Origin of the sequence: Streptomyces diacarni (assembly GCF_003323715.1) — a bacterium.
In the GTDB taxonomy this organism is placed as follows: domain Bacteria; phylum Actinomycetota; class Actinomycetes; order Streptomycetales; family Streptomycetaceae; genus Streptomyces; species Streptomyces diacarni.
The window spans coordinates 43,472-66,675 of record NZ_QOIN01000028.1 but is presented as its reverse complement, the minus strand read 5'-3'; the positions used below and the strand labels follow the sequence as shown (position 1 = coordinate 66,675).

The 23,204-nt window shown below is 72.8% G+C and carries 17 protein-coding genes; 6 read left to right on the top strand and 11 right to left on the bottom strand.

Annotation, left to right across the window (positions count from 1 at the left end):
• Nucleotides 1-293 precede the first annotated feature (293 nt).
• Entirely contained in the window at nucleotides 294-2,612 is a 2,319-nt protein-coding gene (locus DTL70_RS03620; RefSeq protein ID WP_114020363.1) for a heavy metal translocating P-type ATPase, read from the top strand.
• A gap of 119 nt (nucleotides 2,613-2,731) precedes the next feature.
• On the opposite strand, the gene DTL70_RS03615 is transcribed toward DTL70_RS03620, so the two are convergent.
• The 4 genes from DTL70_RS03615 to DTL70_RS03600 all read right to left on the bottom strand — a co-directional run bounded on the left by DTL70_RS03615 (nucleotide 2,732) and on the right by DTL70_RS03600 (nucleotide 8,722).
• Complete coding sequence (locus tag DTL70_RS03615) at nucleotides 2,732-3,775, bottom strand: DNA polymerase Y family protein (protein WP_114020664.1); 1,044 nt, start codon at nucleotides 3,773-3,775, stop codon at nucleotides 2,732-2,734.
• Entirely contained in the window at nucleotides 3,772-7,314 is a 3,543-nt protein-coding gene (locus tag DTL70_RS03610; protein ID WP_114020362.1) for a DNA polymerase III subunit alpha, read from the bottom strand. The genes DTL70_RS03615 and DTL70_RS03610 overlap by 4 nt, the downstream gene beginning before the upstream one ends.
• A 149-nt stretch (nucleotides 7,315-7,463) precedes the next feature.
• The gene (locus DTL70_RS03605; RefSeq protein ID WP_114020361.1) at nucleotides 7,464-7,925 is read right to left on the bottom strand and encodes a GNAT family N-acetyltransferase; all 462 of its coding nucleotides are present in this window, start codon (nucleotides 7,923-7,925) and stop codon (nucleotides 7,464-7,466) included.
• 32 nt (nucleotides 7,926-7,957) lie between these two features.
• Nucleotides 7,958-8,722 carry an SDR family NAD(P)-dependent oxidoreductase gene (locus DTL70_RS03600; RefSeq protein ID WP_114020360.1) on the bottom strand — a complete coding sequence of 255 codons (765 nt, stop codon included), beginning with the start codon at nucleotides 8,720-8,722 and terminating at the stop codon, nucleotides 7,958-7,960.
• Between the two features lie 138 nt (nucleotides 8,723-8,860).
• Between DTL70_RS03600 and DTL70_RS03595 the strand changes: the two genes are divergently transcribed.
• Together DTL70_RS03595 and DTL70_RS03590 are read left to right on the top strand one after the other, a co-directional pair.
• The gene (locus DTL70_RS03595; RefSeq protein ID WP_114020359.1) at nucleotides 8,861-9,517 is read left to right on the top strand and encodes a TetR family transcriptional regulator; all 657 of its coding nucleotides are present in this window, start codon (nucleotides 8,861-8,863) and stop codon (nucleotides 9,515-9,517) included.
• 179 nt (nucleotides 9,518-9,696) lie between these two features.
• Complete coding sequence (locus DTL70_RS03590) at nucleotides 9,697-10,725, top strand: aspartate-semialdehyde dehydrogenase (RefSeq protein ID WP_114020358.1); 1,029 nt, start codon at nucleotides 9,697-9,699, stop codon at nucleotides 10,723-10,725.
• A gap of 74 nt (nucleotides 10,726-10,799) precedes the next feature.
• Here DTL70_RS03590 and DTL70_RS03585 read toward each other — a convergent pair whose 3' ends face one another.
• Both DTL70_RS03585 and DTL70_RS03580 read right to left on the bottom strand, forming a co-directional pair.
• Nucleotides 10,800-11,876 (bottom strand): S1 family peptidase, encoded by a 1,077-nt coding sequence (locus tag DTL70_RS03585; RefSeq protein ID WP_242750163.1) that lies wholly within the window; start codon nucleotides 11,874-11,876, stop codon nucleotides 10,800-10,802.
• A gap of 381 nt (nucleotides 11,877-12,257) precedes the next feature.
• On the bottom strand, nucleotides 12,258-13,172 hold the full coding sequence (locus DTL70_RS03580) for a S1 family peptidase (RefSeq protein ID WP_245978974.1): 915 nt from the start codon (nucleotides 13,170-13,172) through the stop codon (nucleotides 12,258-12,260).
• Between the two features lie 439 nt (nucleotides 13,173-13,611).
• Between DTL70_RS03580 and DTL70_RS03575 the strand changes: the two genes are divergently transcribed.
• The gene (locus DTL70_RS03575; protein ID WP_114020356.1) at nucleotides 13,612-14,073 is read left to right on the top strand and encodes a cell division protein SepF; all 462 of its coding nucleotides are present in this window, start codon (nucleotides 13,612-13,614) and stop codon (nucleotides 14,071-14,073) included.
• A gap of 346 nt (nucleotides 14,074-14,419) precedes the next feature.
• Here the strand turns inward: DTL70_RS03575 and DTL70_RS03570 are convergent, their stop codons facing one another.
• Together DTL70_RS03570 and DTL70_RS03565 are read right to left on the bottom strand one after the other, a co-directional pair.
• Nucleotides 14,420-15,595 carry an acyl-CoA dehydrogenase family protein gene (locus tag DTL70_RS03570; protein WP_114020355.1) on the bottom strand — a complete coding sequence of 392 codons (1,176 nt, stop codon included), beginning with the start codon at nucleotides 15,593-15,595 and terminating at the stop codon, nucleotides 14,420-14,422.
• Between the two features lie 45 nt (nucleotides 15,596-15,640).
• Nucleotides 15,641-17,473: an MFS transporter gene (locus DTL70_RS03565; protein WP_114020662.1), complete on the bottom strand. Its 1,833-nt coding sequence runs from the start codon at nucleotides 17,471-17,473 to the stop codon at nucleotides 15,641-15,643.
• Nucleotides 17,474-17,808: 335 nt separating this feature from the next.
• Here DTL70_RS03565 and DTL70_RS03560 point away from each other — a divergent pair, with 335 nt between their 5' ends.
• Nucleotides 17,809-18,975, top strand: coding sequence for a glycosyltransferase family 39 protein (locus tag DTL70_RS03560; RefSeq protein WP_114020354.1), 1,167 nt, complete (start codon nucleotides 17,809-17,811; stop codon nucleotides 18,973-18,975).
• A gap of 329 nt (nucleotides 18,976-19,304) precedes the next feature.
• Nucleotides 19,305-20,207 carry a phosphatase PAP2 family protein gene (locus DTL70_RS03555; RefSeq protein WP_181860765.1) on the top strand — a complete coding sequence of 301 codons (903 nt, stop codon included), beginning with the start codon at nucleotides 19,305-19,307 and terminating at the stop codon, nucleotides 20,205-20,207.
• Between the two features lie 28 nt (nucleotides 20,208-20,235).
• Here DTL70_RS03555 and DTL70_RS03550 read toward each other — a convergent pair whose 3' ends face one another.
• The 3 genes from DTL70_RS03550 to DTL70_RS03540 all read right to left on the bottom strand — a co-directional run bounded on the left by DTL70_RS03550 (nucleotide 20,236) and on the right by DTL70_RS03540 (nucleotide 23,158).
• A complete protein-coding gene (locus tag DTL70_RS03550) occupies nucleotides 20,236-20,451 on the bottom strand; it encodes an I78 family peptidase inhibitor (protein WP_114013520.1) in 216 nt (71 codons plus the stop codon).
• A gap of 476 nt (nucleotides 20,452-20,927) precedes the next feature.
• Nucleotides 20,928-21,908 carry a hypothetical protein gene (locus DTL70_RS03545; protein WP_114020352.1) on the bottom strand — a complete coding sequence of 327 codons (981 nt, stop codon included), beginning with the start codon at nucleotides 21,906-21,908 and terminating at the stop codon, nucleotides 20,928-20,930.
• Nucleotides 21,905-23,158: a glycosyltransferase family 4 protein gene (locus tag DTL70_RS03540; RefSeq protein WP_114020351.1), complete on the bottom strand. Its 1,254-nt coding sequence runs from the start codon at nucleotides 23,156-23,158 to the stop codon at nucleotides 21,905-21,907. Before DTL70_RS03540 ends, DTL70_RS03545 begins: the two co-directional genes overlap by 4 nt.
• Nucleotides 23,159-23,204 lie beyond the last annotated feature (46 nt).

The window sequence follows — 23,204 nt, the reverse complement described above, 5'->3', positions numbered from 1 at the left end:
GAGCGGCCGATAACTTACGCGCGAGTAAGGAAACTGACCAGTACCCGCACCGGACGAATTCCGGCGCGCGAGCCCGCGGGCCTGCTCACCCCACGCCCTGGCGGGGAAACCCGCAGTCCGCCATACCCCGCAGGGGTAGTCGCCGCTCCGGAGAAGCACTTGCGATGCATACGGGCGGGGGGTATACATGACCTCAGCGCTACCGATACCCCAGCCGGGTATGACAGAGTAGGGGGCGGCGCTCGACGCCGCCGGACACGCACTGACACAGGCCGGGTCGCCGAGGAGACACGATGACCACCACCCGTGAGACCACCGCAGGAGACACCGGTTCGGCGCCGAAGGAGGCCACCGGTGTCGAACTCGCGATCGGCGGCATGACCTGCGCCTCCTGCGCCGCCCGGGTCGAGAAGAAGCTCAACCGCATGGAGGGCGTCACCGCCAGCGTCAACTACGCCACGGAGAAGGCCAAGGTCAGCATGGACGACGGCGTCCAGGTCGCCGACCTGATCGCCACCGTCGAGGCCACCGGCTACACGGCCGCCCCGCCCCAGCCGGAGCGCCCCGCACCGGGCAGCGCACCCCAGGGCGAAGGGGCGACGGGCGGCCCCGACGCCGCTGCCGACGACGAGCTGCGGACCCTGCGCCAGCGGCTGACCGGCTCGGTGGTGCTGGCCGTACCGGTGATCGCCATGGCGATGGTGCCCGCCCTGCAGTTCGAGTACTGGCAGTGGCTCTCCCTCACCCTCGCCGCGCCGGTCGTCGTGTGGGGGGCCTGGCCCTTCCACCGGGCCGCCTGGGTCAACCTGCGGCACGGCGCGGCCACCATGGACACCCTGATCTCGGTCGGCACCTCGGCCGCGATGCTCTGGTCGCTGTGGGCGCTGTTCTTCGGCACCGCGGGCGAACCGGGGATGACGCACCCGTTCGAGCTGTCGATCGGCAGGAGCGACGGCGCAGGAAACATCTACCTGGAGGCCGCAGCCGGGGTCACCGCCTTCATCCTCGCCGGGCGCTGGTTCGAGGCCCGCTCCAAGCGGAAGGCGGGTGCGGCCCTGCGCACGCTGCTGGAGCTGGGCGCCAAGGAGGTCACCGTCCTGCGGAACGGGCGCGAGGTCCGCGTCCGCACCGAGGAACTGGCCGTCGGCGACCGGTTCGTCGTCCGGCCCGGCGAGAAGATCGCCACCGACGGCACCGTGACCGAGGGCAGCTCCGCCGTGGACGCCTCCATGCTCACCGGCGAGTCCGTCCCCGTGGAGGTCGGTGCGGGCGACACCGTCACAGGCGCCACCCTCAACGCGGGCGGGCGGCTGGTGGTGGAGGCCACCCGCGTCGGCGGGGACACCCAGCTGGCGCGGATGGCGAAGCTGGTGGAAGACGCCCAGAACGGGAAGGCCGCGGCCCAGCGGCTCGCCGACCGCATCTCCGCCGTCTTCGTGCCCGTCGTCCTCGTCCTCGCGCTGGCCACCCTCGGCTTCTGGCTGGCCGTCGGCGCCGGACTGACCGCGGCCTTCACCGCGGCCGTCGCCGTACTGATCATCGCCTGCCCCTGCGCGCTGGGGCTCGCCACCCCGACCGCGCTGATGGTGGGGACGGGGCGCGGCGCGCAGCTCGGCATCCTGATCAAGGGCCCGGAGGTGCTGGAGACCACCCGCCGCGCCGACACCGTCGTCCTGGACAAGACCGGCACGGTCACCACGGGTGAGATGACCCTGCTGGCGGTGCACGTGGCCGAGGGGACCGACGAGAAGGAGACCCTGCGCCTGGCGGGCGCCCTGGAGAACGCCTCCGAGCACCCCCTCGCGCAGGCCGTCGCCAGGGGCGCGGAGCGCGAGACGGGCGCGCTGCCGGTGCCCGAGGACTTCGCCAACGTCCCCGGGCTCGGCGTCCAGGGCGTCGTCGAGGGGCACGCGGTGCTCGTCGGCCGGGTGCGGCTGCTCGCCGACTGGGCGATGGAGCTGCCCGCCGAGCTGGCGGCGGCCCGGGAGGAGGCCGAGCGGGCGGGGCGCACCGCCATCGCGGTGGCCTGGGACGGCGAGGCGCGCGCCGTGCTGGAGGTGGCCGACGCGGTCAAGCCCACCAGCGCCGAGGCCATCGGGCGGCTGCGCGGCCTGGGGCTGCGCCCTGTACTGCTGACGGGCGACAACCGGGCCGTCGCCGAGTCGGTGGCCGCCGAGGTCGGCATCGCCGCCGAGGACGTGAGCGCCGAGGTGATGCCCGAGGACAAGGTGGGCGTCGTCAAGCGGCTGCAGGACGAGGGCCGTTCCGTCGCCATGGTCGGCGACGGTGTCAACGACGCGGCGGCGCTCGCCCAGGCGGACCTGGGACTGGCGATGGGCACCGGCACCGACGCGGCGATCGAGGCGGGCGACCTCACGCTGGTCCGCGGTGACCTGCGGTCGGCGGCCGACGCCATCCGGCTCTCGCGCCGCACGCTGGGCACCATCAGGTCCAACCTCTTCTGGGCCTTCGCCTACAACGTGGCGGCGCTGCCGCTGGCCGCGGCGGGCCTGCTCAACCCGATGATCGCGGGCGCGGCGATGGCCTTCTCCTCGGTCTTCGTGGTCGGCAACAGCCTGCGCCTACGCCGCTTCCGCCCCACCGACCGGTAAAAGACCCCCGCGCCCCGGAAGGGGCGCGGGGAACGGCGCGACAAGCCACGCCCCATCCGCATCCTGCGACGAAACGGCAAGGGGCACCCCCGTACCGGAGCAAGGTCCGCGGGAAATCTCTAGGCGGCACGCGGCGGAGCCGAACCCGCCGGACGGGCCGCGGCCGTACCGAACCGGCGGCGGGCGCGATCGCCCGCCGCCTCCGCCCGGCGGGCCTTCTCGTCGCGTACGTCGAAGGAGAGCTGCCGCGAGGCGCGTTCGGCGGCGGTCAGCTCCTCGGCGCGCAGGGCGATCCCGCGTACGCGGGCGCGCTGCAGGCCGAGCGCGTCGTGCAGGGCGTAGGCCGCCGCGGCCAGGGCCGGGGTGTGCGCGGTGGGTTCGGCCAGGGCGCGGGTGCGGGTGGTGGCGGAGCGGTCGGCGTAGCGGACGGTCAGGGACAGCGCGCGTGCCACCTGCTCCTCGGCGCGCAGCCTGAACCCCAGGTCGTCGGCGAGGGTGAGCAGGGCGCTCCGGCGCCGTACCGGATCGAGCTCGTCCCGCTCGAAACGGTGTTCCGCGCCGGCCGAGCGCGCGGGTGCGGTGGGGGTGACGGGGGTGGGGTCGATGCCCCGCGCCCGCTCGTGCAGCCGCCTGCCCTGGGCCGCGCCGAGGATGCGCTGGAGGGTGGCGGGGGGTGCGGCCGCCACCCGCCCGACGCTGTCGAGCCCGTACGCGCACAGTGTGCGGGCCGTCGCGGGGCCCACTCCGTGCAGGGCGGCGACCGGCCTGCGGTCGAGGAAGCCGGCGGCCTCCTCGGGGCGCACCTGGCGGATCCGTCCCGGCTCGCCCGCCTGCGCCGCCATCCTGGCCAGCAGCGGGCTCGCGGCGACGCCGACGGTGCAGTCGGTTCCGTGCCGGGCGAGCGCCCGCAGCCGCACGAGCTGCGCCAGTTCGGCCGCGCTCCGCCCGAAGTAGCGCAGCGCGCCCCGTACGTCGGCGAGTGCGGCGTCGGGCGGGAGTGCCTGGACGAGCGGGGTGATGTCGGTGAGCAGCGCGAGGAGTTCCTCGTAGCGGCCCTCGTGGGGTGCGCGGTGTGCGGCTCCCGGGTGCGGCGCTGCCCCGAAGTGGACGTAGAGGATGTGGGGTTCGCCGGTCGTCTCCGCGGCCCGGACGGCGTCGGTCATCCCGCGCTCCCGGGGCTGGAGTGCCACAGTTTGCGCAGCGCCTTGGGTGAGTTCGCCGTCTCTCCGGCGGGACGGAGGTCGGCCCAGGGGTGCATCCGGTAGCCGGGGGCGACCTCGACGGTGCGGCCGGGGCCGTACGCCTCTTGCTCCTCTTGCGTCTTGGGGACCTCTTCCGGGTCCGAGGAGGGGGTGCGGGGAGGCTCCGCGAGCCGGGCGGTGACGGCCTCCAGGCCGCCCTCGCGGCGCAGTTCGACCAGTTCGGCCAGGTCCCAGGCGGCGGAGCCGACGACGCTGAAGCTGCGCGGGCCGCGCCGCTGGACCGTGCCGCGCACCAGCAGCAGCCAGGAGTGGAAGACGGTGTGCGCGCAGGCGGCGTGCGAGTCCTCGAAGAAGGCGAGGTCGGACAGGCCTGTGCCGTCGTCGAGGGTGGTGAAGATGACGCGTTTGCCGGAGGAGAGCGGCGGGGTCTGGGTCGCGGCCTTGGCGCCCGCGATCAGCACGGTCTCGCCGTGCCGTGCCGTGCGCAGGGTGCGGGCCGAGTGGGCGCCGAGTTCGCGCAGGAAGGCGAGGTGGTCGGCCATCAGGTGGCGGGAGGTGTCCATGCCGAGGACGTCGAGTTCGGCGCCGAGGCGCTCCCCACTGTCCAGGTCGGGCAGGTGGACGGGTTCGGCCTGGCGCGTCGTGTCGTCTGCGCCGCCGGGTCCCGGGGTCTCGCCCAGGGCGAGTTGGCCCTCGCGTGCTCCGGCCGCGCGCTGGGCGCGGTGCAGTTCGGCGAGGTGCAGCAGCAGGTCGCGGCGGTTGCCGCCGGGCGCGAAGGCGTCCAGCGCGCCGATCTGGGCGAGGCGTTCGGCGACCGGGCGTGAGGGGCGGGCGCGGCGCCAGAAGTCGCTGAGCGAGGCGTAGGGCGCGCCGGCCTCGATGCGGGCGGCGTCGGCCTCGCTGATGCCCTGCACCTCGGCGAGGGCGAGGCGCAGCCCCCACAGCCCAGATTCGGACTCCAGTTCGACTCGATAGGACACGGAGGACCGGTTCACGTCCAGCGGCAGCACCGGCACCCCGCGCCGCCTCGCGTCCGCCAGCAGCAGCCGCTTGGGGTACATGCCCGGGTCGTGCTCCAGGATCCCGGCGTAGAACGCGGCGGGCCGGTGCGCCTTGAGCCACGCCGACTGGTACGTCGGCACGGCGAACGCCACCGCGTGCGCCTTGCAGAAACCGTACGAGCCGAAGGACTCCACCAGCTTCCAGGCGTGTGCGATCACCTCGGGTGTGAACCCCTGCCCCGCGGCCGCGCGCGCGAACCAGGCCTGCGCGCCCGGCCGCTGCTCGTCGTCCTTGAGCACCCGCCTGACCTCGTCCGCACGCCCGTGGTCGCAGCCCGTCAGCCGGGCCAGGATGCGGATGACCTGCTCGTGGAAGATCGCCACCCCGTACGTCTCGGCCAGCGGCTCGGCCAGCGCGGGGTCCGGATGGTCGATGCGGCGCCGCCCGTGCCTGGCCTCGATGAAGGGGTGGACCATGTCGGCGCCGACCGGCCCCGGACGGAAGAGGGAGATGTCCACGACCAGGTCGTGGAAGGTCTCCGGCTGGAGCCGCCCGATCAGGTCGCGCTGGCCCGGCGACTCGATCTGGAAACAGCCCAGCGTCTCGGAGGCCCGGATCAGCTCGTACGTCGGCTGGTCGCCCTCTCCGAGCGCGTCCAGGTCGATCCGCTCCCCCGCCGCGCGCTCGACCTCGGCGACCGCGTGCGCCATCGCCGACTGGAGGCGCACGCCCAGCACGTCCAGCTTGAGCAGCCCCAGGTCCTCCACGTCGTCCTTGTCGAACTGCGCCATCGCGAAGCCCTCCCCGCTGGTGGGCACCACGGGCGTGCGGGAGCGCAGCGAGGAGTCCGAGAGCAGCACCCCGCACGGGTGCATGGCCACGCCGCGCGGCAGCCCGTCCAACGCCTCCACCAGGTCCCAGAAGTGCTCGCCGTGGTCCTCTCGCGCCACCTGGCCCAGCTCCGGCAGCTCGGCCAGCGCGGAGCGCGCGTCCCGCGCCCTGATGTGCGGGAACGCCTTGGCGAGCCGGTCGACCTCGGCCGGTTCCATGGCCAGGGCCGCGCCCACGTCGCGGATGGCGTGCCGCACCCGGTAGGTCTCGGGCATGGCGACGGTGGCCACCCGCTCCTCGCCGAAGCGTTCGAAGATGGCGCGGTAGACCTCCAGCCTGCGGGCGGACTCCACGTCGATGTCGATGTCGGGCAGCTCGGCCCGGCGCGGCGAGAGGAACCGCTCCATCAGCAGCCCGTGCGCGACGGGGTCGGCGTGCGCGATCCCCAGCAGGTGGTTGACGAACGACCCCGCGCCCGAACCCCGCGCGGCGACCCGGACCCCCAGCTCGCGGACGTCCTCGACGATGCGCGCGACCGTCAGGAAGTACGAGGAGTAGCCGAGGGACTCGATGACGGCCAGCTCCTCGTCCAGCCGCCGCCAGCGCTCCGGCTCCCGGTCGTAGCGGCGGGTGACCATCGCGGCGGCGCAGCGGGAGCGCAGGGCGCGGGCCGCGGTGTGCCCGCCGGTGCCGGCCAGGTGGGGCTCGGGAAAGTGCACCCGGCCGATGCCCAGGTCCTCCTCGGGATCGACCCGGCAGGCCGCCGCGGTCTCGGCGGTGAGGTCGAGGAGGCGGTGCGCGGTGGCGGGCCCGTATCCGGCGGCCTCGGCGATCCGCCCGGCCGCCTCGGCCATCAGGTCGGGCCCCTTCAGCCAGCGCTCGCCGCTGTCGAGTCCGCGGCGCGGGTCGACGGGGACGAGGCGGCGGGCGGCGTCGAGGACGTCGGCGACGTTCACCTCGGCGCCCGAGGCCGGGTCGGCGTAGCGCACGGCGTTGGTCAGCACGGGCTTGACCCCTTCCCGCGCCGCCAGGCCCAGCGTCCTGGCGGCCTGGCGGAGGGGGCCCGCGGCGGTGACGGCCAGGCGGAGCGCGTCGCCGTGGATCTCGCGCCAGCGGGCGAGGAGGGCGGCGGCCAGGTCGGGGCGCCCGGCGCCGAGCGCGTGGCCGACGTCCGAGTCGGCGCCCAGCAGCACGGTGACCGCTTCGCCCCCGAGTGCCGCGCGGGGCAGCAGGGGCTGCTCGTGGCCGGCGGCGTGCGCCTCGGTGACCAGCCGGCACAGCTCGGCCCAGCCGTGGGCGCCGTCCCGGGCGAGGAAGACCGCTCGCCGTGCCGACTCGTCGACGAAGCGGCCGCCTCTGACCGGTGTGCGGCGGGCGCCGCGGTCCTCCGGCGTGCCGTCCGCGCGGCCCCTCGCGTGCGCGGTCGTCTGCCCGGTGCCGTCCGCCGCCTCGTCCGCGACCGCCAGATCGACGCCGTACACGGGCCGTACCCCGGCACGTGCGCACGCCCGTGCGAAGCGGACGGCGCCCGCGAGGGTGTCGCGGTCGGTCAGGGCGACCGCTTCCATGCCCCGCTCGGCGGCGCGCTCGGCGAGGGTCTCGGGGTGGGAGGCGCCGTAGCGCATGGAGAAGCCGGAGGCGGTGTGGAGATGCGTGAAGGCCGGCATCGCGCGCACCTCCTTGCTTCAGCACCCCCTCGGTTCCGGCTACCACAATAAACCAGCCATCGAACCTTTATTCGAATACCGTCCCGCACCTCTCCCCCTCCTGGAGGAACCGCAGGGGCGGACCCCCGCACAAGGGGCCCAGGGACGGCTCACAACCGCTTGCGGAAGGTCACCCGGTCCAGCGACGGCCCGTCGTAGTCGGGCAGCGGCTCCGAGACCTCGAACCCCAGCGCCGCATGGAAGGCGATCGACCGCTCGTTCACCGGCGAGGTGAGGGCCTTCACCACGGTGCGCCCTTCCTCCCGGGCCCGGGCGAAGAAGCGCTCGTACAGCTCACGGGCGAGCCCGGAGCGCCGCAGGTGCGGAGCGACACCCGCGAAGTGGACGTAGGCCTGGCTGGATTCCGACGGCGAGAGGAACCCGATCAGGAACCCGGCGAGCGCGCCGCCGGGCTCTTCGGCGATCAGGCTCGTCTCGTAGAAGTGGTCCACGAACACCCGGGTGAGGTCGCGCGCGGCGGGACGGCCCCACCAGGCGTCGACGACGGCGATGACGGTGTCGTAGTCCTCGGGGCGTGCGGTGCGGACTGTGTGGGGAAGGCCGGCGTTCATACCGGCCTCCCTACCCGCCCGCCGGCGGTCGGTCACATGTGGGTGCCGCCGTCGATGCGCAGTTCGGTGCCGGTGATGAAGGCGCCGTCGTCGCAGGCCAGCATGGCGATGGCGCCGGCGACGGTCTCCGGGCCCGCGAAGCCCTCACCGAGCGCGGGCGACAGCTTGGCCAGCAGGCTGTAGTCGGTGTCCTCGGGCAGCCCGGGGTTGTGGGTCATGCCGGAGGCGATGGATCCCGGTGCGACGCAGACGGCACGCAGCCCCCGCTTGCTGTACTCGGAGGCGATGGCGTGCGTGAAGGACTGGATGCCGCCCTTGGTCGCGGCGTAGGCCGCCATGTAGGGGTGCGCGAAGCTCGCCGAGGTCGAGCTGAAGTTGACGACGACGCCCTTGCCGCCGGCCAGCAGCGCGGGCAGCGCCTGCCGGGTCATCAGGAAGGTGCCGGTGAGGTTGACGCCGATGATCCGGTTCCAGAATTCGAGCGTCATCGTCTCGGTGTGCCGGGAGTCCAGGATGCCGGCGGCGTTGACCAGCACGTCCAGCCCGCCCAGGCCCTCGATGGCGCCGCCGATCCGCTGCCGCACGGACTCCTCGTCGGAGATGTCGACGGTGACGGGGGTCAGGCGGGCGTCCGTGCCGTCCTCCCCGGCCAGGGCGCGGGTCTTCTCCAGCCCCTTCTCGGAGATGTCGGCGGCGACGACGTCGCCGCCCTCCCGCAGCAGGCGCACCACGGTGGCCTGGCCGATGCCGGAGCCCGCGCCGGTGATGAGGATCTTGCGCCCGTCGAAGCGGTTCATGGCTGCTCCTTCTTCCGCTGCTCTTCTGTTGTGAGTGGCTTCTCCGCCCACCGCCTGCCACGGTACGCCTGTGTGGCACAACGTGCCACACAGGCGCATCGTGTATCCCGTCTCGCGCGCTGCCGTACGCTGCGCGCCATGACCACCCGCCCCGAGGGCGCCGCCCGCCCTTCCCTCACCGAGCGCCGCAAAGCCGAGACGGAGCGGGAGATCGCCCGGCACGCCGCCGAACTGTTCTCCGCGCACGGCGCGGCGAGGGTCACGGCGGAGGGCATCGCCCAGGCGGCGGGGGTTTCGCTGCGCACCTTCTACCGCTACTTCCGCACCAAGGAGGAGGCGGTCACCCCCCTGCTGACCGGCGGGGTGCGCCAGTGGCTGGCGGAGCTGGCGGCCGCCCCCGCCCAACTGTCCGTGGCCGAGGCGCTGGAGCGGGCCGTCCGCGGCGCCCTCACCCCGCAGGGGCCGCACGCCGACCTCCAGGCCGAGGCACTGGAGAGCACCCGCGGCCTGCTGCGCGCCGCCGGAGGCGACCCCGCGCTGCGCTCGGTGTGGCTGCGGGTGCACGCGGAGACCGAAGAGGCGCTGGTGCCCGTGCTCGGGCAGCTCTCCCGCGAGGACACCGACCCGCTGGAGCTGCGGCTGGCGGCGGCCGCCGCCAACGCCGCCATGCGGATCGCCATGGAGACGTGGGCGGCAGGCGAGGCCGGGCCCGACGACCCCGAGCGGGGTCCGGCCGCGCTCGCCGTACGCTGTCTGCGGGGGCTGACCGCAGGAGTGCGGACACCCCGCGCGTAGCCGTACTCACGCGCACTCCCGGAACGGCGCGCCGTGCTGTGACCGAAATCAAAGCACTGGCACCCCTACCCGGCGCTGTGCAGGGTAGGGGCACGCGCGATACGGACGTAAAGCCAGCGCGGCCGGATACGCAGGGCCCCACCCGGGCCCCCGGCCGCGCGATCAGCCGAAGGAGCCCCATGAAGGTCGGGATTGTCGGAGCCACCGGTCAGGTCGGCACAGTGATGCGCGAGATTCTGGCCGAGCGCAAGGTCCCGGTCGACGAACTGCGCCTGTTCGCCTCCGCCCGCTCCGCGGGCCGGACGCTGCCCTGGAAGGACGGCGAGGTGACCGTCGAGGACGCGTCGACGGCCGACTACACGGGGCTGGACATCGTCCTGTTCTCAGCCGGCGGCGCCACCTCCAGGGCGATCGCCGAGAAGGTCGCCTCCCAGGGCCCGGTCGTCATCGACAACTCCTCGGCCTGGCGGCTGGACCCCGAGGTGCCGCTGGTCGTCTCGGAGGTGAACCCGGACGCGGCCAAGCAGCGCCCCAAGGGCATCATCGCCAACCCGAACTGCACCACGATGGCCGCGATGCCGGTGCTGCGCCCGCTGCACGACGAGGCGGAGCTGACCGCGCTGGTCGTCTCGACCTACCAGGCGGTCTCCGGCAGCGGCCTGGCGGGCGTCGCCGAGCTGGAGGGGCAGGCCCGCAAGGCGGTGGAGAACGACGCCGCGCAGCTGACCTTCGACGGCGAGGCGGTGGACTTCCCCGAGCCGGACAAGTTCAAGCGGCCGATCGCCTTCAACGTGCTGCCGCTGGCCGGCTCGATCGTCGACGACGGCCTCGCCGAGACGGACGAGGAGCAGAAGCTGCGCAACGAGAGCCGCAAGATCCTCGACGTCCCCGGCCTGAAGGTCTCGGGCACCTGCGTGCGCGTCCCGGTCTTCACCGGCCACTCGCTCCAGGTCAACGCCCGCTTCGCGCGCCCGCTCAGCCCCGAGCGCGCCGCCGAGCTGCTGGCCGGGGCGCCCGGCGTGGAGCTGTCGGACATCCCCACCCCGCTCCAGGCGGCCGGCAAGGACGCCAGCTACGTGGGCCGTATCCGCGCGGACGAGACGGCCGAGAACGGCCTGTCGCTGTTCCTCTCGAACGACAACCTGCGCAAGGGTGCCGCGCTCAACGCGGTGCAGATCGCGGAGCTGGTCGCGGCCGAGCTGAGCTGACGCCACCGCCCGCGTGCACGTACGGAACCCCCCGGACCGTGTCCGGGGGGTTCCGCCGTGGGGGGATGACCGAATCAGCCGATCTTGGCACCCAGCGCGTCGAGCGCGGCGGGCACCGGCTGGAAGTAGGTCTCGCCGCCGGCGGAGCAGTCACCGCTGCCGCCGGAGGTCAGACCCAGCGCCTTGTCGCCCGCGAAGAGCGAACCGCCGCTGTCGCCGGGCTCGGCGCAGACGTCGGTCTGGATCAGACCGTCGACGGTGCCCTCCGGGTAGGTGACGGAGGCGTCCACGGCCTTGACGGTGCCGTCGTGGACCTGGGTGGTGCTGCCGCTGCGGGTGACCGTCTGGCCGACCTGCGCCTCGCCGGCGCCGGAGATGGCCTGCGTACCACCGTCGTAGAGGTTGACCTCGCTCGGGTGGTCGGTGTCGCCGGTGTAGGTGGCGATGCCGTAGTCGTTGCCCGGGAACTTGCCGTCGCCGCTCTCGGCGATGGGCTGACCGCCCTGGCTGTCGGACCAGGAGGAGATCGCGGTGGTGCAGTGGCCCGCGGTCAGGAAGCCGGGCTTGCCGTCGGCCGTGGTGACGTTGAAGCCGAGCGAGCAGCGGCCGCCGTCGCCCCAGATGGCGTCGCCACCGGCGATCTTGGTGGTGAACTTGCCCTCCGCGCGCTTGAGCTCGGCCTTGCCGTCCTGGGCCTTGACGGCCTTCTTGAGCTTGGCGAGGTCGGCGCCCTTGACCGTCTTGTCCGCGGTGACGACGACCTTGTTGGTCTTCACGTCGACCGAACGGGCCGTGCCGGGGATGTTCTTCCCGGTCAGGGCATCCTTGGCGGAGTCGAGCTGGGCCAGGGTGTGCGTGACGACCTTGGCCTGCGCCCCGGCGGCCTCGACCTTCTCCTTGGCCGCCTTGTCGGTGACGTTGACGACGAGCTTGTTCGCCTTGGCGTCGTAGTAGGAGCCGGCGTCACCCTTGATGTCCGAGGTCAGCTGGTCGGCCAGCTGGGCCGCCGACGTCGAGGAGAGGGACTTGAGCGTGGGGGCGTCCTGGGAGGCGTTGGCCGTGGTGGCCGTGAGCGTCCCGACGGCGAGGGCGGCGACCGCCGACCCGGCGAGGACTATGCGGCGCTTGGGTACGCGTCGGTGCTGTGACAACGTGGAACCTCCAGTGGGGGGTTGGACCGCCCGGGGTGTGGGGCGGGCCAGGAGGATGTATGGAGCGCGGACTTCCGACTCACAAGAAGTCGCGTCCATGCCAACTTGTGGGCCGAGTATTGCGAGCCCCGTCTCCCCGCACAAGGTTCAGATCACGTCAGCCGACCGGAAGTTCGGTTCCCGTGTCAAGGTGCCGAACGTCCCTTCGTGTCCGCGACGTCCCACCCGACGACGACCCGGGGCGATGCCCTGTGCCCGCACGGTAAGGCGTAGACCTGACTGGATATCGCCCCTCGGGGCCGGACACACGTGTGCCCGTGCGCGCCTCCGGTGGCGCACACGGGCACACGGCCATCCGCACTCCCAGCGGGAGAAACGACGTCAGTACACGCTCACGCCGTACGCGTTGAGGGCCTCACGCACCGGCTGGAAGAAGGTCGTGCCACCGCTGGAGCAGTCACCGCTGCCACCGGAGGTGAGACCGAGCGCCGTACCCCCCGCGTAGAGAGGACCGCCGCTGTCCCCCGGTTCCGCGCACACGGTGGTACGGATCAGCCCGGAGACGATGTCGCCGCCCCCGTAGTTGACCGTGGCGTTGAGACCGGTGACCTGCCCGCTGTGGGTACCCGTGGTGCTCCCGCGCCGGGTCACCCTCTGGCCGACGCGCGCGTCTCCCGCACCGGTGATGTCGACGCTGCCGACGGTTCCCGGGTGGGACACGCCGGAGTTGCTGTACCGCACCAGCCCGTAGTCGTTACCGGGGAAGCTCGAACCCGCCGTGGGGCCGATGAGGGTGGAGTGGCCCGCGTCGGTGTACCAGTTGCCACCGCCCTCCGTGCAGTGCCCGGCGGTCAGGAAGTAGTACGTGCCGCCCTTGCGGACGTTGAACCCGAGCGAGCAGCGGTACTGGCCCGCGTAGATGGCGTCCCCGCCCGAAAGGTACTTGCGGTACGTGCCCTCGACCCGCTCGATCTCGACAGCGCCCGCGACCTCCCCGGCGGCCCGCCGGATCCGCGCCAGCCCGGCACCCGAGACCCGGCTGTCTGCGGTGACGACGAGCTTGCCGCTCTCCTTGTCGACGTGCCACGCGGTGCCGGCCACGTCGGCCGAACGCACGGCGTCGCTCGCCGTGTCCAGCGCGGAGGCCGACCAGGTGTGGGGGGTGGGGGCTTCGGCGGAGGCCGTGGCCGGCGCGATGAGCGCCCCGGCCGCCGCCATGCCCGACGCGACGGCGATCAGCCGGTTGCGTCTGCGGCGTGTCCCACCGTCGCCTGATGTGGTGCGCTTGGTCTTCACTTTTCCTCCCGATCACGGAAATCAAAGCGTGCTCCTGACAAACGCTGCATGGAGTATTCGCCGTGATTTTCCGGACCGGCAAGACCTTCTTTCGGACTCCCTCGGCGTTTGGGACGACGAACAGCGGGGAGAAGTCAAACCTGGTCAACACCAGGTCAACCCGGGACGATGCGGAAGGTGTCGCTCACTCGGATGTCCTTGGCGGCCACCCATCCGGCGGGAACGGGACAATGCGGACGCTCTCGTGCTCCTTCACCTGCCTCTTAACACGAGATCCCTGATCGAGTGCCGGAAGTTCTGCACCAGAACCGTCACGAAACCCCGCCAGGATGGGTATCCGCTTGGCGCATCATCAGCATCATGGACGACCATAGGGGTTGCGGACCCGCGGCGGAGCGCTGAGAACAGTGGGACACCGCGCGAAGGAAAGGAGGCGTCCATGGGATCGGTGCGCAAGGCGAGTGCCTGGCTGGGCCTCGTCGACGACAGCGAGATGCGTTACTACGACTATGCCGACGGGACGGACGACGGCCCGGCCGAGGGGCCGGTACCCGCGGACGCCGCACGGGAGCCGTGGGTCACCGACCCCAGAGTCCGCGTCACGGCCGAGACCGCCCAGGACCAGGGCACCAAGATCGCGACCGTCAGCCCGGACTGCTTCCGCGACGCGCGCGGCATCGGCGAACTCTTCCGGGACGGGGTCCCGGTGATCGTGAACCTCACCGCCATGGACTCGGCCGACGCGAAGCGCGTGGTCGACTTCGCGGCAGGCCTGACGTTCGGCCTGCGAGGCTCCATCGAACGCGTAGCCAACCGCGTCTTCCTGCTGACCCCGCCCGACTACAGCGTCGTCACCAACGAAGACCACCGCGACCCCGGCGGCTTCTACAACCAGAGCTAACCCCTGGCCCCCTGTGTTGGGGGGCCAGGGGCGAAGCCCCTGACCGGGTCCAGTGAGCTCAGCCCCCATGTCGGGGGTCCAGGGGGCGGAGCCCCTTGGCGGGGGTTCCTAGGGGGGCGGAGCCCCCGTAGCGGGGGGGCGTTTGGGGGGCGGAGCCGCCCCAAAGCCTCCCCGGCGAGGGGCCGGGGGCTTGGGGTGGGGGTCCCCCCGGACGGAGTCTGGGGGAGGAGACCCCCAAACAGAGGGCAACACCCCCAGAGGTGGGCGGCCTCCATGAAAAGGGGGCACATGGGGGGCCCGCCCCACAAGAGGTCAGCCCCAACACAGGCTCGGCCCCAACAAACGCTCAGCCCCGAAACGCGTCAACCCCCGTAAGCGCCTTCCCCAACACAAGCTGATGCATCTCCACAGTCCCCTCATACGTCAGCACCGACTCCAAGTTGGTGCTGTGCCGCATGACGGGGTACTCCATGGAGATCCCGTTCGCCCCCAGCAGCGTCCGTGCGACCCGGCAGATCTCGATCGCTTCCCTGGTGTTGTTCAGCTTCCCGAAGCTGATCTGTTCGGGCCGCAGCCGCCCGGCGTCCATCCGCCGCCCCAGGTGGTGGGCGAGCAGTACGCCCTTGTGGAGTTCGACGGCCATGTCGGCGAGCTTGGCCTGGGTGAGCTGGAATCCGGCGAGCGGCTTTCCGAACTGCTCCCGCTCCCGCGTGTACGCGAGCGCCGTGTCGAAGCAGGCGCGGGCGGCGCCCATGGAGCCCCACACGATGCCGTACCGCGCGTGGCTCAGGCAGCTCAGCGGGCCGCGCAGCCCGTGCGCCTCGGGCAGCACGGCGTCGGCCGGCAGCCGCACGTCGTCCAGCACGAGCTCGCTGGTGACCGAGGCCCGCAGGGAGAGCTTGTGCTTGATCTCGGGCGCGGAGAAGCCGGGGGTGTCGGTCGGGACGACGAACCCGCGGATGCCCTCGTCGGTGCGGGCCCACACGACGGCGACCCCGGCGACCGAGCCGTTGGTGATCCACATCTTGCGTCCGTTCAGCACCCAGTCGGAGCCGTCGCGTTCGGCGTGGGTCCGCATGCCGGCGGGGTCGGAGCCGTGGTCGGGTTCGGTCAGCCCGAAGCAGCCGATCACCTCGCCCGAGGCCATGGACGGCAGCCAGTGCTGCTTCTGCTCCTCGCTGCCGAACCGGTGGATGGCGTACATGGCGAGGGAGCCCTGGACGGAGACCAGGGAGCGGATGCCGGAGTCGGCGGCCTCCAGTTCCAGGCAGGCGAGTCCGTACTGCACCGCGCCGGCCCCCGCGCAGCCGTACCCGGTCAGTGACATGCCGAGGGCTCCGAGAGAGCCGAGTTCGCGGGCCAGGTCGCGGATGCCGGGGAGTTCGCCGCGCTCGTACCAGTCGGCGACGTGCGGAGTGACGCGGTCGGCGGCCCAGGAGCGCACGGTGTCGCGCACGGCGCGGTCCTCGTCGCTGAGCAGGTCGTCGATTCCCAGCGGATCGTGCGCGTCGAACGCTGTCATGGGTGGGGCCTCCGGGGCGGAACGATCACGGATACCCGGCCGACGCTACGACCGGGTAACGCCCCGCGACAAGGGCCGCCCCTCGGACTGCGCACCGCCCTGCCCGACACGGGACGTACCGCCTTCCCCGGCACCAGGCAAACCGTCCTCCCCGGCACCGGACACACCGCCCTGCCCGGCTCCGGGCAAACCGTCCTCCCCGACGCGGGACGCACCGTCCTCCCCCACGCCAGGGGTACCGCCCTCCCCCACGCCGGGGGAGCCGTCCTGCCCGACGCCGGGCAAACCGTTTTGCCCGGCACCCGCACCCTCCATATGCCGAGGCAACCGCAGCGCTGCCAACGCTCCAAGGAGCAGCAGTGCCGCGCTGACCAGCAACGTCACGTGCAGCCCCGTCACGAACGAGGCGCGCGCCGCTTCCTTGAGCGCGGCTCCGGTGCCGCCGCCGAGGCGGTCGGCGACCCCGTACGCCTCGCCCAGGGAGTGGCCGGCGTCGGCTCCGTCGCCGCCGGGGATGCCGAAGCGGTCGGCCGCGTCGCGGACGCCCGGCCCGTAGGCGGCGTTCATGACGCTTCCGAGGAGGGCGATGCCGATGCCGGCGCCGAGCTGGTAGGCGGTCTCGCCGACGGCCGCCGCGCCGCCCGACTGTTCGGCGGGGGCCTCGCTGAGCATCGACTCGTAGCAGCCGAAGAGCGTCGTCTCCAGCCCGAAGCCGAGCAGCACGAAGCCGCCGACGAGGAGTCCCGGACGGTCGTGCTGGCCCACTCCGAGGAGGCAGAGCACGGCGGCGGCGGTGGCCACGAAGCCGAGCGCGACCATCGTGCGCGGTCCGAGCAGTGCCAGCAGCCGGGAGCCGAGGAGTCCGGCGGCGATGGCGGCGACGGACAGCGGCAGCAGCCGCAGGCCGGTCTCCAGCGGGGAGAGGCCGAGGACGAGCTGGAGGTACTGGGCGGCTATCAGGGCGAGGCCGACGAGCGCCAGCACGGTCAGCACGATGCAGCCGACGGAGGTGCCGAAGGCGGCGCGGGTGAGGGTGCCGAAGTCGATGAGCGGCTGGGTGCGCCGGCGCTGGCGGCGGACGAACAGGGTGATGAGTGCGGCTCCGACGGCGAGGGGGAGCCAGCACAGGGGGGAGAGCGGTTCGCCGCCACCGGCCTGTTTGACGCCGAGTATCACGCCGAAGAGCCCCGCGGCCGCCATCAGGGCCCCGACGACGTCCCACGGCCCCTCGCTGCCGGTGACGGACTCGGGCAGCAGCCAGCGTCCCAGCGGCAGGCCCACCGCCATCAGGGGGAGGTTGATCAGGAAGACCGAGCCCCACCAGAAGTGTTCCAGCAGCGCGCCGCCCACCAGGGGGCCGACGGCGGCGCCGACGGCGGCGACGGCGCTCCAGATGCCGACGGCCAGGGCGCGCTCGTGGCGGTCGGGGAAGACCTGGCGGAGTATCGAGAGGGTGGCGGGCATGATCATGGCGCCGCCGACGCCGAGCAGGGCGCGGGCGCCGATCAGGACGCCTGCGGTGTGCGCGTAGGCGGCGAGGGCCGAGGCGACGGCGAAGAACGTGTAGCCGAACAGCAGTACTCTGCGGGTGCCGATCTTGTCACCGAGTGTGCCGAAGAGGATCAGCAGCGACGCGCAGACCAGCGGGTAGGCGTCGACGATCCACAGCAGTTCGATGGAGCCGGGGCGCAGGTCCTCCGAGACGGCGGGGACGGCGACGTGCAGCACGGTGGCGTCGACGGCCACCACGAGCAGGCTCGCGCACAGGACGACGAGCACGACCCATCGGTTGGCCTGTCCGACGGGCCCGCGGCTGTCCGCTCCGCCTTCGGGGACGTCCGCCGCCTGCCGCGCTGTGGCCGTGGTCGTCCCGGACATGTACAGCACCTCCTGTTGCTCTCGCACCCGTCGGCCGGCCGTCTGGGGGGGGTGGGACGGTTGCCGGGGGCGGCGTGCTGCCCGCGTGGCCCGCTCGGCGTCGGTCCCGGCCCGGTGTGGAGGGGCGAGTGCCGGTTAGCGTACGCGAGTCGTAGCGGGCGTCCACCGCTCCCCCATTCAACGGGTGTATCGGCGCCAGTGCATCTGCCCGGTTTTCGGGCGTGCATGACGGCCGTTTTCCAGCGGTATTCGTGTTCTGCACGGTCCGCGCGGTCCGCCGGGTGGGGTCGCTCCCGCCGCTCGGGGTCCGCGGGCTGTGACCAATAATCGTCCGGATGACTGAACTCGCCGATGCCGGCCACCCCCGAAGCCGTACGGACGTTCCCCTGGATGTCCGTGCGACGGGGTGTCGCCGGGTCGTCACCGCCGTGCTGGCGTACGCGGGTGTCCGCGCACTGGGGCTGGCCGTGCTGGCGGTGTGGAGCGCGGCACGGGGCACGAGCGCGCACACGCTGCTCGCGGCCCGCTGGGACTCGCTCTGGTACACCCGGGTCGCCGAGGGCTGGTACGGCTACCAGGTGCGGCTGCCCGAGGGCGGCGTCCACTCGGACCTGGCGTTCTTTCCGCTGCTTCCGGCACTTGAGCGCGGCTTCGCACAGCTGTCGCCGCTCTCGGCGCCCGACGCGGGCCTGCTGGTGAGCGCGGTCGCCTCACTGGCCACGGCGTGGGCGCTCTACCTGATCGGCGAGCGGCTGCACGGGCCCCGTGCCGGGGTCTGCCTGGCGGTGCTGTGGGGGGCGGTACCGGTCGGCGTGGTGCAGTCGATGGCCTACAGCGAGTCACTGTTCACCGCGCTGGCGGCCTGGGCGCTGTGGGCGGCGCTGACAGGTCGCTGGGTGTGGGCCGGGACGCTGGCCGCGCTGTCGGGGCTGACCCGTCCGGTGGGGGCCGCGGTCGTGGCGGGGGTGTGGTGCGCGGCGCTCTGCGAGCTGTGGCGCCGGCGGCGGGGTCCCGGGGCGCGCATGGCGCTGGGGCTGCTGCTCGCCCCGACGGGGTGGTTCGGGTTCGTGGCCTGGGTGGGTGTCCGCACCCGAAGCGTCACCGGCTACCTCGACGTCCAGGGCCAGTGGGGCAACGGGTTCGACGGCGGCTGGGCGTTCGCCCGCTTCGTCTGGGAGAACCTGACCGGCACGTTCGTCGGCGGCCTGGCACTGCTGGCGGGCGTCGCCTTGGTCCTGTGGCTGTACGCGCTGTGCGTGCGGCAGCGGCAGCCCTACGCCCTGCTGGTGTATGCGGGGATCGTGGTGGCGCTCGCCCTGTGCGCCAAGGGCTACTTCGGGTCCAAGCCGCGGTTGCTGCTGCCCGCCTTCCCCCTGCTGCTGCCCTGCGCCGTGGCGCTGTCCCGCCGGCGGCCCGCCCGTGCGGCGCTCGCCCTCGGCGCGCTCGCGGCGGCCTCGGCCGTCTACGGCGCCTGGTGGCTGAACGGCTCGGGACCGCCCTGAGGTCCGGGTGTCCTTCGAGCGCGCCCGAGCGGACCGCCCGGGGCCGCCGCGGCGCCGGGGGCCACCACGCCCGGCGCCCGCTCGCGCCTCCGCCGCGCCGCCCGGCCGCCGCGGAAAGCCGTACCGCTTCCGGGGAATGGCGGGAATTGCCGTCAACCGCCCTGTGACACGCGTCGCTTCACGGTCGTCTCAGCACAATCAATCGGCCCGGGAATCGACCGAGATAAACAGAACCTAAGCCTGCGCGGGGCGCTTTTGCAGATCACATCGGCATCACGAAGAGCCCGCCCTCGCCGAAGGCACTCTTCACGCGCGGTAATCTCGATTAGGTGCGTACCGACCGAATCTTCTCCCGGCTGGAGCAGGAGCCTCACCGCCCCTGTGGCCCGTTCCCGCGGATGAGCCGCGTCCGGCTGGGTCTGTTCAGCGTCACGGTCGCCTTCTACCTGGCGATCGTGGTCGCCGTCCTGGGCACGACGTGGCTCGTCCAGATCGACTGGCAGGTCATGCTCTTCCGCCCGTACAAGCAGTGGCCCGCCATCCACGGCTTCCTGGACGCCTTCGTGGTGCTGGGGCAGCGCGGGCCGACGGCGGTGCTGGTGGCCGCCTGGCTGGGCTGGCGCTCCTGGCGGCAGCGCACACTGCGGCCGCTGCTGGCGCTGGCCTTCGCTCTTTTGCTGCTCAACGTCTCGGTCGGCGCCGTCAAGATCGGCCTGGGGCGGCTGGGACCGCACTACGCCACGGAGATCGGCTCGGCCGAGCTGCTCAAGGGCGGCGATATATTTCCTTCGGGCCACACCGCCAACGCCGTCGTGACCTGGGGCATTCTCGCCTACCTCGCCACCACGCCGCTCGCCAGACGCTGGCTGTCCGTCGTCGGGGCGGTCTTCGCCCTCGGCGTGGGCGCCACCACCGTCTACCTCGGTACGCACTGGGTGAGCGACGTGCTGCTGGGCTGGGCCGCGGGGCTGGTGATCCTGCTGGGGCTGCCCTGGTGCGAGCCGGCGATCCTGCGGGTCGAGGCGTTCATCTACGCGCTGCGTGAACGGTTCACCACGGCGGGGTCGCGGTTGGCGCCCGCGCCCGCCTCCTCCCCCACGGGGCAGCCGGTCTCCGCGCGGGGCAAGCTGGTCGGCCCCCGGGTGCCCGCGCAGGACTCCGGCTCCGGCAACCGGAGCGCGGCGATGCCCCGCGCGACCGACGAGGCGCACGCTCCCGCGTCGCGCTACTGAGCTTTGCGACGGGCCCTTCCGCTGCTGGTCAGCCCTGCCAGCAGCGCACCACCTGGCCGTCCTTGACCGCCTGGTTGAGCCGCCCGGCGACGTACTCCATGGTGATGATCGCGTCGGGTTCCAGCTGCCGCACGCTGGTCCAGCCGCGTTCGCGGGCGCGGCGCTCGGCCTCCTGCGCGGCCAGGCCCACGTAGGTCTCCGGGTCGTCGTCGGGGCGTTGCGGGTTCACGGGTTCCGGTGCCATGGGGCCACCGTATGCGCAGGGTGCGCACACTCGGCAAGTACGGCCCGCATCCCGGCGCCGTCACGCTTGTGTCACAACACACCGTGCACAGTCGGCGGTTGCCTGTGTCACTCGTACGCGCCTTCCGCGCGGCCTCAATTCGACGGATTCCGCATTTCGTTCGGGTGTGCGGAAATAGCGGCGCCGGAGCCGTTCTCATGAATTCCGGAACGGGAGGCGAAGGGCACCTTAAGACAGTCGGAAGAGATGCCGAAGTCCACTGGTCCCGCTATATGCGCGGTGTCGCCCGGCCTTCCGGAGAGCGGGACAACCGGTCGCGCAACGCGGCGGCGCACGCACTCAACTCCTGCGGCTCACGCTCGAACTCGGCAGCCCGCTTGGCGGGGCGCGCACGCCGTCCCGCACCGTCCGCGGACGGGTGGGTCCGCGAACGGCCTCGAAGGGCTGCGCGCCCGGCCAGGGGCGGAAACGGTCGTTCAGGGCTCCGCGCGGTCGACGCGCACGGCCAGGTCGTTGTTGAGCGTGTAGTAGGGCTTCGCGGTGAGTGCCGGCTCCTCGCCGGCAGCGGCCGCGACCTCCACGGCCTGCGCCGGGTAGGTGAAGATCCGCTTCTTGTCGGCGACGTCGTCGAGGATGCGGGCGACGCGCACCGCCTCGGCCCCGTCGTCGGGCCGCAGCCACAGGTCCCACAGCCGGTGCGCGGCCAGCGCCGGGTACGCCAGTGTGACGGTGAACTCCCTCGGGTCGGCGGCCGACGGAGCCACCTCGACCAGCACGGGAGCGGTGGCCTCCCCCCGCCGGGGCCGGGCCTCCAGGCGGGCGGTCGGCTTCACCTCGGCGCCGTAGAGCCGCCCTGTCAGTTCCAGTCCGCCGTCGTGGACGCACAGCGCCCCGGCTTCCGCGTGCGGCCAGCGCATCCAGGAACGGACGCTGAGGTTGCCGTGCTTGGTGGCGTACGGGATGCGCACACCCAGCCAGGTGCGGCTCTCGTGGGGGACGCGGTCCACCAGGGAGCGCAGGTCGTTGATGCCGGGTGCCAGCCGGCGCGGCTGCTGCCCCGCCAGGAGGAGGAAGACGTTCCAGCGGCCCTCGCCGAGCCGGACGGTGCTGGGCAGCGCCGCGCGCAGCGTGCCGTCCGCGGCCTCTTGGACGGGTGCCAGCGGGAGCCTGACCTCCTCGGTCTCGCCTGAGGGGTCCGGGCGGCGGCGCAGCAGCAGCCCGGCGTCCGCGCCGTGCGAGACGCCCGCGGGGAGCCGTACGTCGAAGGTGAGGCCGCCCGCGCTGTCGGCGGTGCAGTCGGCCGTCGGGCCGCGCTCGGCGGGTTGTGCGCGCACGGGTTCTCCAGCGTTCGGGTGGTGCTGCTCCCCTGCGGCGGTGGGGAGGGGTGCCGGGGGCGGGGAGGCCTGGTTGGTGGTCTCCGCCGCGTTCGTCGGTGTCCGGGTGGTGGTGCCGCTCATGCTGTGCGTCCCGTCTGGAGCGCCGTGTACGCCGTCCCCCGGAGGGCGTCCTTGACCGCGTAGGCCCCGCCCAGCAGCGAGGCGCGGGTGCGGTGCAGCCCACGGCTGCCCTTGCCGGCGAGGTCCCGCATGAGCGACTCGTAGCGGGCCCCGATCCTGGCGGGGTCGAAGCGCGCCGAGTCGGCGAGTGCGGCCTGGCCCATGCGGCGGCGCAGTGCGTCGTCGTTGATGAGTCCGAGCAGCGCCGAGGCGACGGCGTTCTCGTCTCCCGTCGGGACGAGCCGCCCGTCGACGCCCGGCCGGATGATCTCGGCGGGGCCGTGCGGGCAGTCCGTGGCGACGACGGGGAGGCCGCAGCGCATGGCCTCGACGATGGTCATACCGAACGACTCCAGACTGGAGGTCACGGCGGCGATCGACCCCTTGGCCCACTCGGGTTCGATGGGGTGGATGGCGCCCATGAGGAAGACGTGGTTGTAGAGGTCGAGTTCGTCTATCAGGGCTCGCAGCCTCGGTCTCTCGCGCCCACCGCCGTATATCCGCAGGCGCCAGTCGGGGCGCTCGGCGACGACCTTGGCGAACGCCCTGATCAGCAGGTCGTACCGCTTGGCGGGAGCGAGTCGTCCCGCGGCGACGACCCACTTGCTGCTGCCGTCGGCCGGGGTGACCTCCGGGGCCGGCACGCTGTTGGGCACGGCCTCTATCCGCACGCCGGGCAGGCGCAGTGCGCGGCGGTAGTCGGCGGCGTCGGCCTCGGTGACGGTGGTCAGCGCGTCGAGCCGGGGGTAGACGCTGCGCAGCACGAGCTTCAGGTTGCGCGAGTGGGTCGCGAGGGTGAGGTGTTCCTGGCCGAGACGCACCGGACCGCGCCTGGTCTGGCGCGCGAGGTGGGTGTTGAGCCCGGGCCTGGTGCCGATGACGACATCGGCGTCGGTGCCGGCCAGGTGTTCCCCGATGAGGCGGTCGGTCAGGCCGCTGTACATCGGGTACTTGCCGTCGGCCTGCGGAAAGACCTGGGCGGGGCGCGCGTGTTCGGCTCCCAGGTCCGCGGGCGTGCGCATTCCGCGGGTGTCGACGAGGTGCCGGAGTCCGACTCCGGGCCCGGGGTCGAAGACCGGCCGGTCGCGGCTGCGGAAGACCGAGACGACCTCCACGTCGTGGTGTTCGGCGAGGCAGCGGGCCAGGTTGTAGGTGGTACGGACGGTTCCCCCGATGGCGTACCCGTTGTGGAGCAAAAAGGAGATGTGCATTTTACCCGAGTCCATCGCGTCCTTGCGGTCAGTCCCCCTCTGTCCG

What these genes read in the sequence shown, in the direction of transcription:
- DTL70_RS03620 (WP_114020363.1), top strand. Translation starts at nt 294, where the DNA reads ATGACCACCACCCGTGAGACCACCGCAGGAGACACCGGTTCGGCGCCG.
- DTL70_RS03615 (WP_114020664.1), bottom strand. Translation starts at nt 3,775, where the DNA reads ATGACCGACGCCGTCCGGGCCGCGGAGACGACCGGCGAACCCCACATC.
- DTL70_RS03610 (WP_114020362.1), bottom strand. Translation starts at nt 7,314, where the DNA reads ATGCCGGCCTTCACGCATCTCCACACCGCCTCCGGCTTCTCCATGCGC.
- DTL70_RS03605 (WP_114020361.1), bottom strand. Translation starts at nt 7,925, where the DNA reads ATGAACGCCGGCCTTCCCCACACAGTCCGCACCGCACGCCCCGAGGAC.
- DTL70_RS03600 (WP_114020360.1), bottom strand. Translation starts at nt 8,722, where the DNA reads ATGAACCGCTTCGACGGGCGCAAGATCCTCATCACCGGCGCGGGCTCC.
- DTL70_RS03595 (WP_114020359.1), top strand. Translation starts at nt 8,861, where the DNA reads ATGACCACCCGCCCCGAGGGCGCCGCCCGCCCTTCCCTCACCGAGCGC.
- DTL70_RS03590 (WP_114020358.1), top strand. Translation starts at nt 9,697, where the DNA reads ATGAAGGTCGGGATTGTCGGAGCCACCGGTCAGGTCGGCACAGTGATG.
- DTL70_RS03575 (WP_114020356.1), top strand. Translation starts at nt 13,612, where the DNA reads ATGGGATCGGTGCGCAAGGCGAGTGCCTGGCTGGGCCTCGTCGACGAC.
- DTL70_RS03570 (WP_114020355.1), bottom strand. Translation starts at nt 15,595, where the DNA reads ATGACAGCGTTCGACGCGCACGATCCGCTGGGAATCGACGACCTGCTC.
- DTL70_RS03565 (WP_114020662.1), bottom strand. Translation starts at nt 17,473, where the DNA reads ATGTCCGGGACGACCACGGCCACAGCGCGGCAGGCGGCGGACGTCCCC.
- DTL70_RS03560 (WP_114020354.1), top strand. Translation starts at nt 17,809, where the DNA reads ATGACTGAACTCGCCGATGCCGGCCACCCCCGAAGCCGTACGGACGTT.
- DTL70_RS03550 (WP_114013520.1), bottom strand. Translation starts at nt 20,451, where the DNA reads ATGGCACCGGAACCCGTGAACCCGCAACGCCCCGACGACGACCCGGAG.
- DTL70_RS03545 (WP_114020352.1), bottom strand. Translation starts at nt 21,908, where the DNA reads ATGAGCGGCACCACCACCCGGACACCGACGAACGCGGCGGAGACCACC.
- DTL70_RS03540 (WP_114020351.1), bottom strand. Translation starts at nt 23,158, where the DNA reads ATGCACATCTCCTTTTTGCTCCACAACGGGTACGCCATCGGGGGAACC.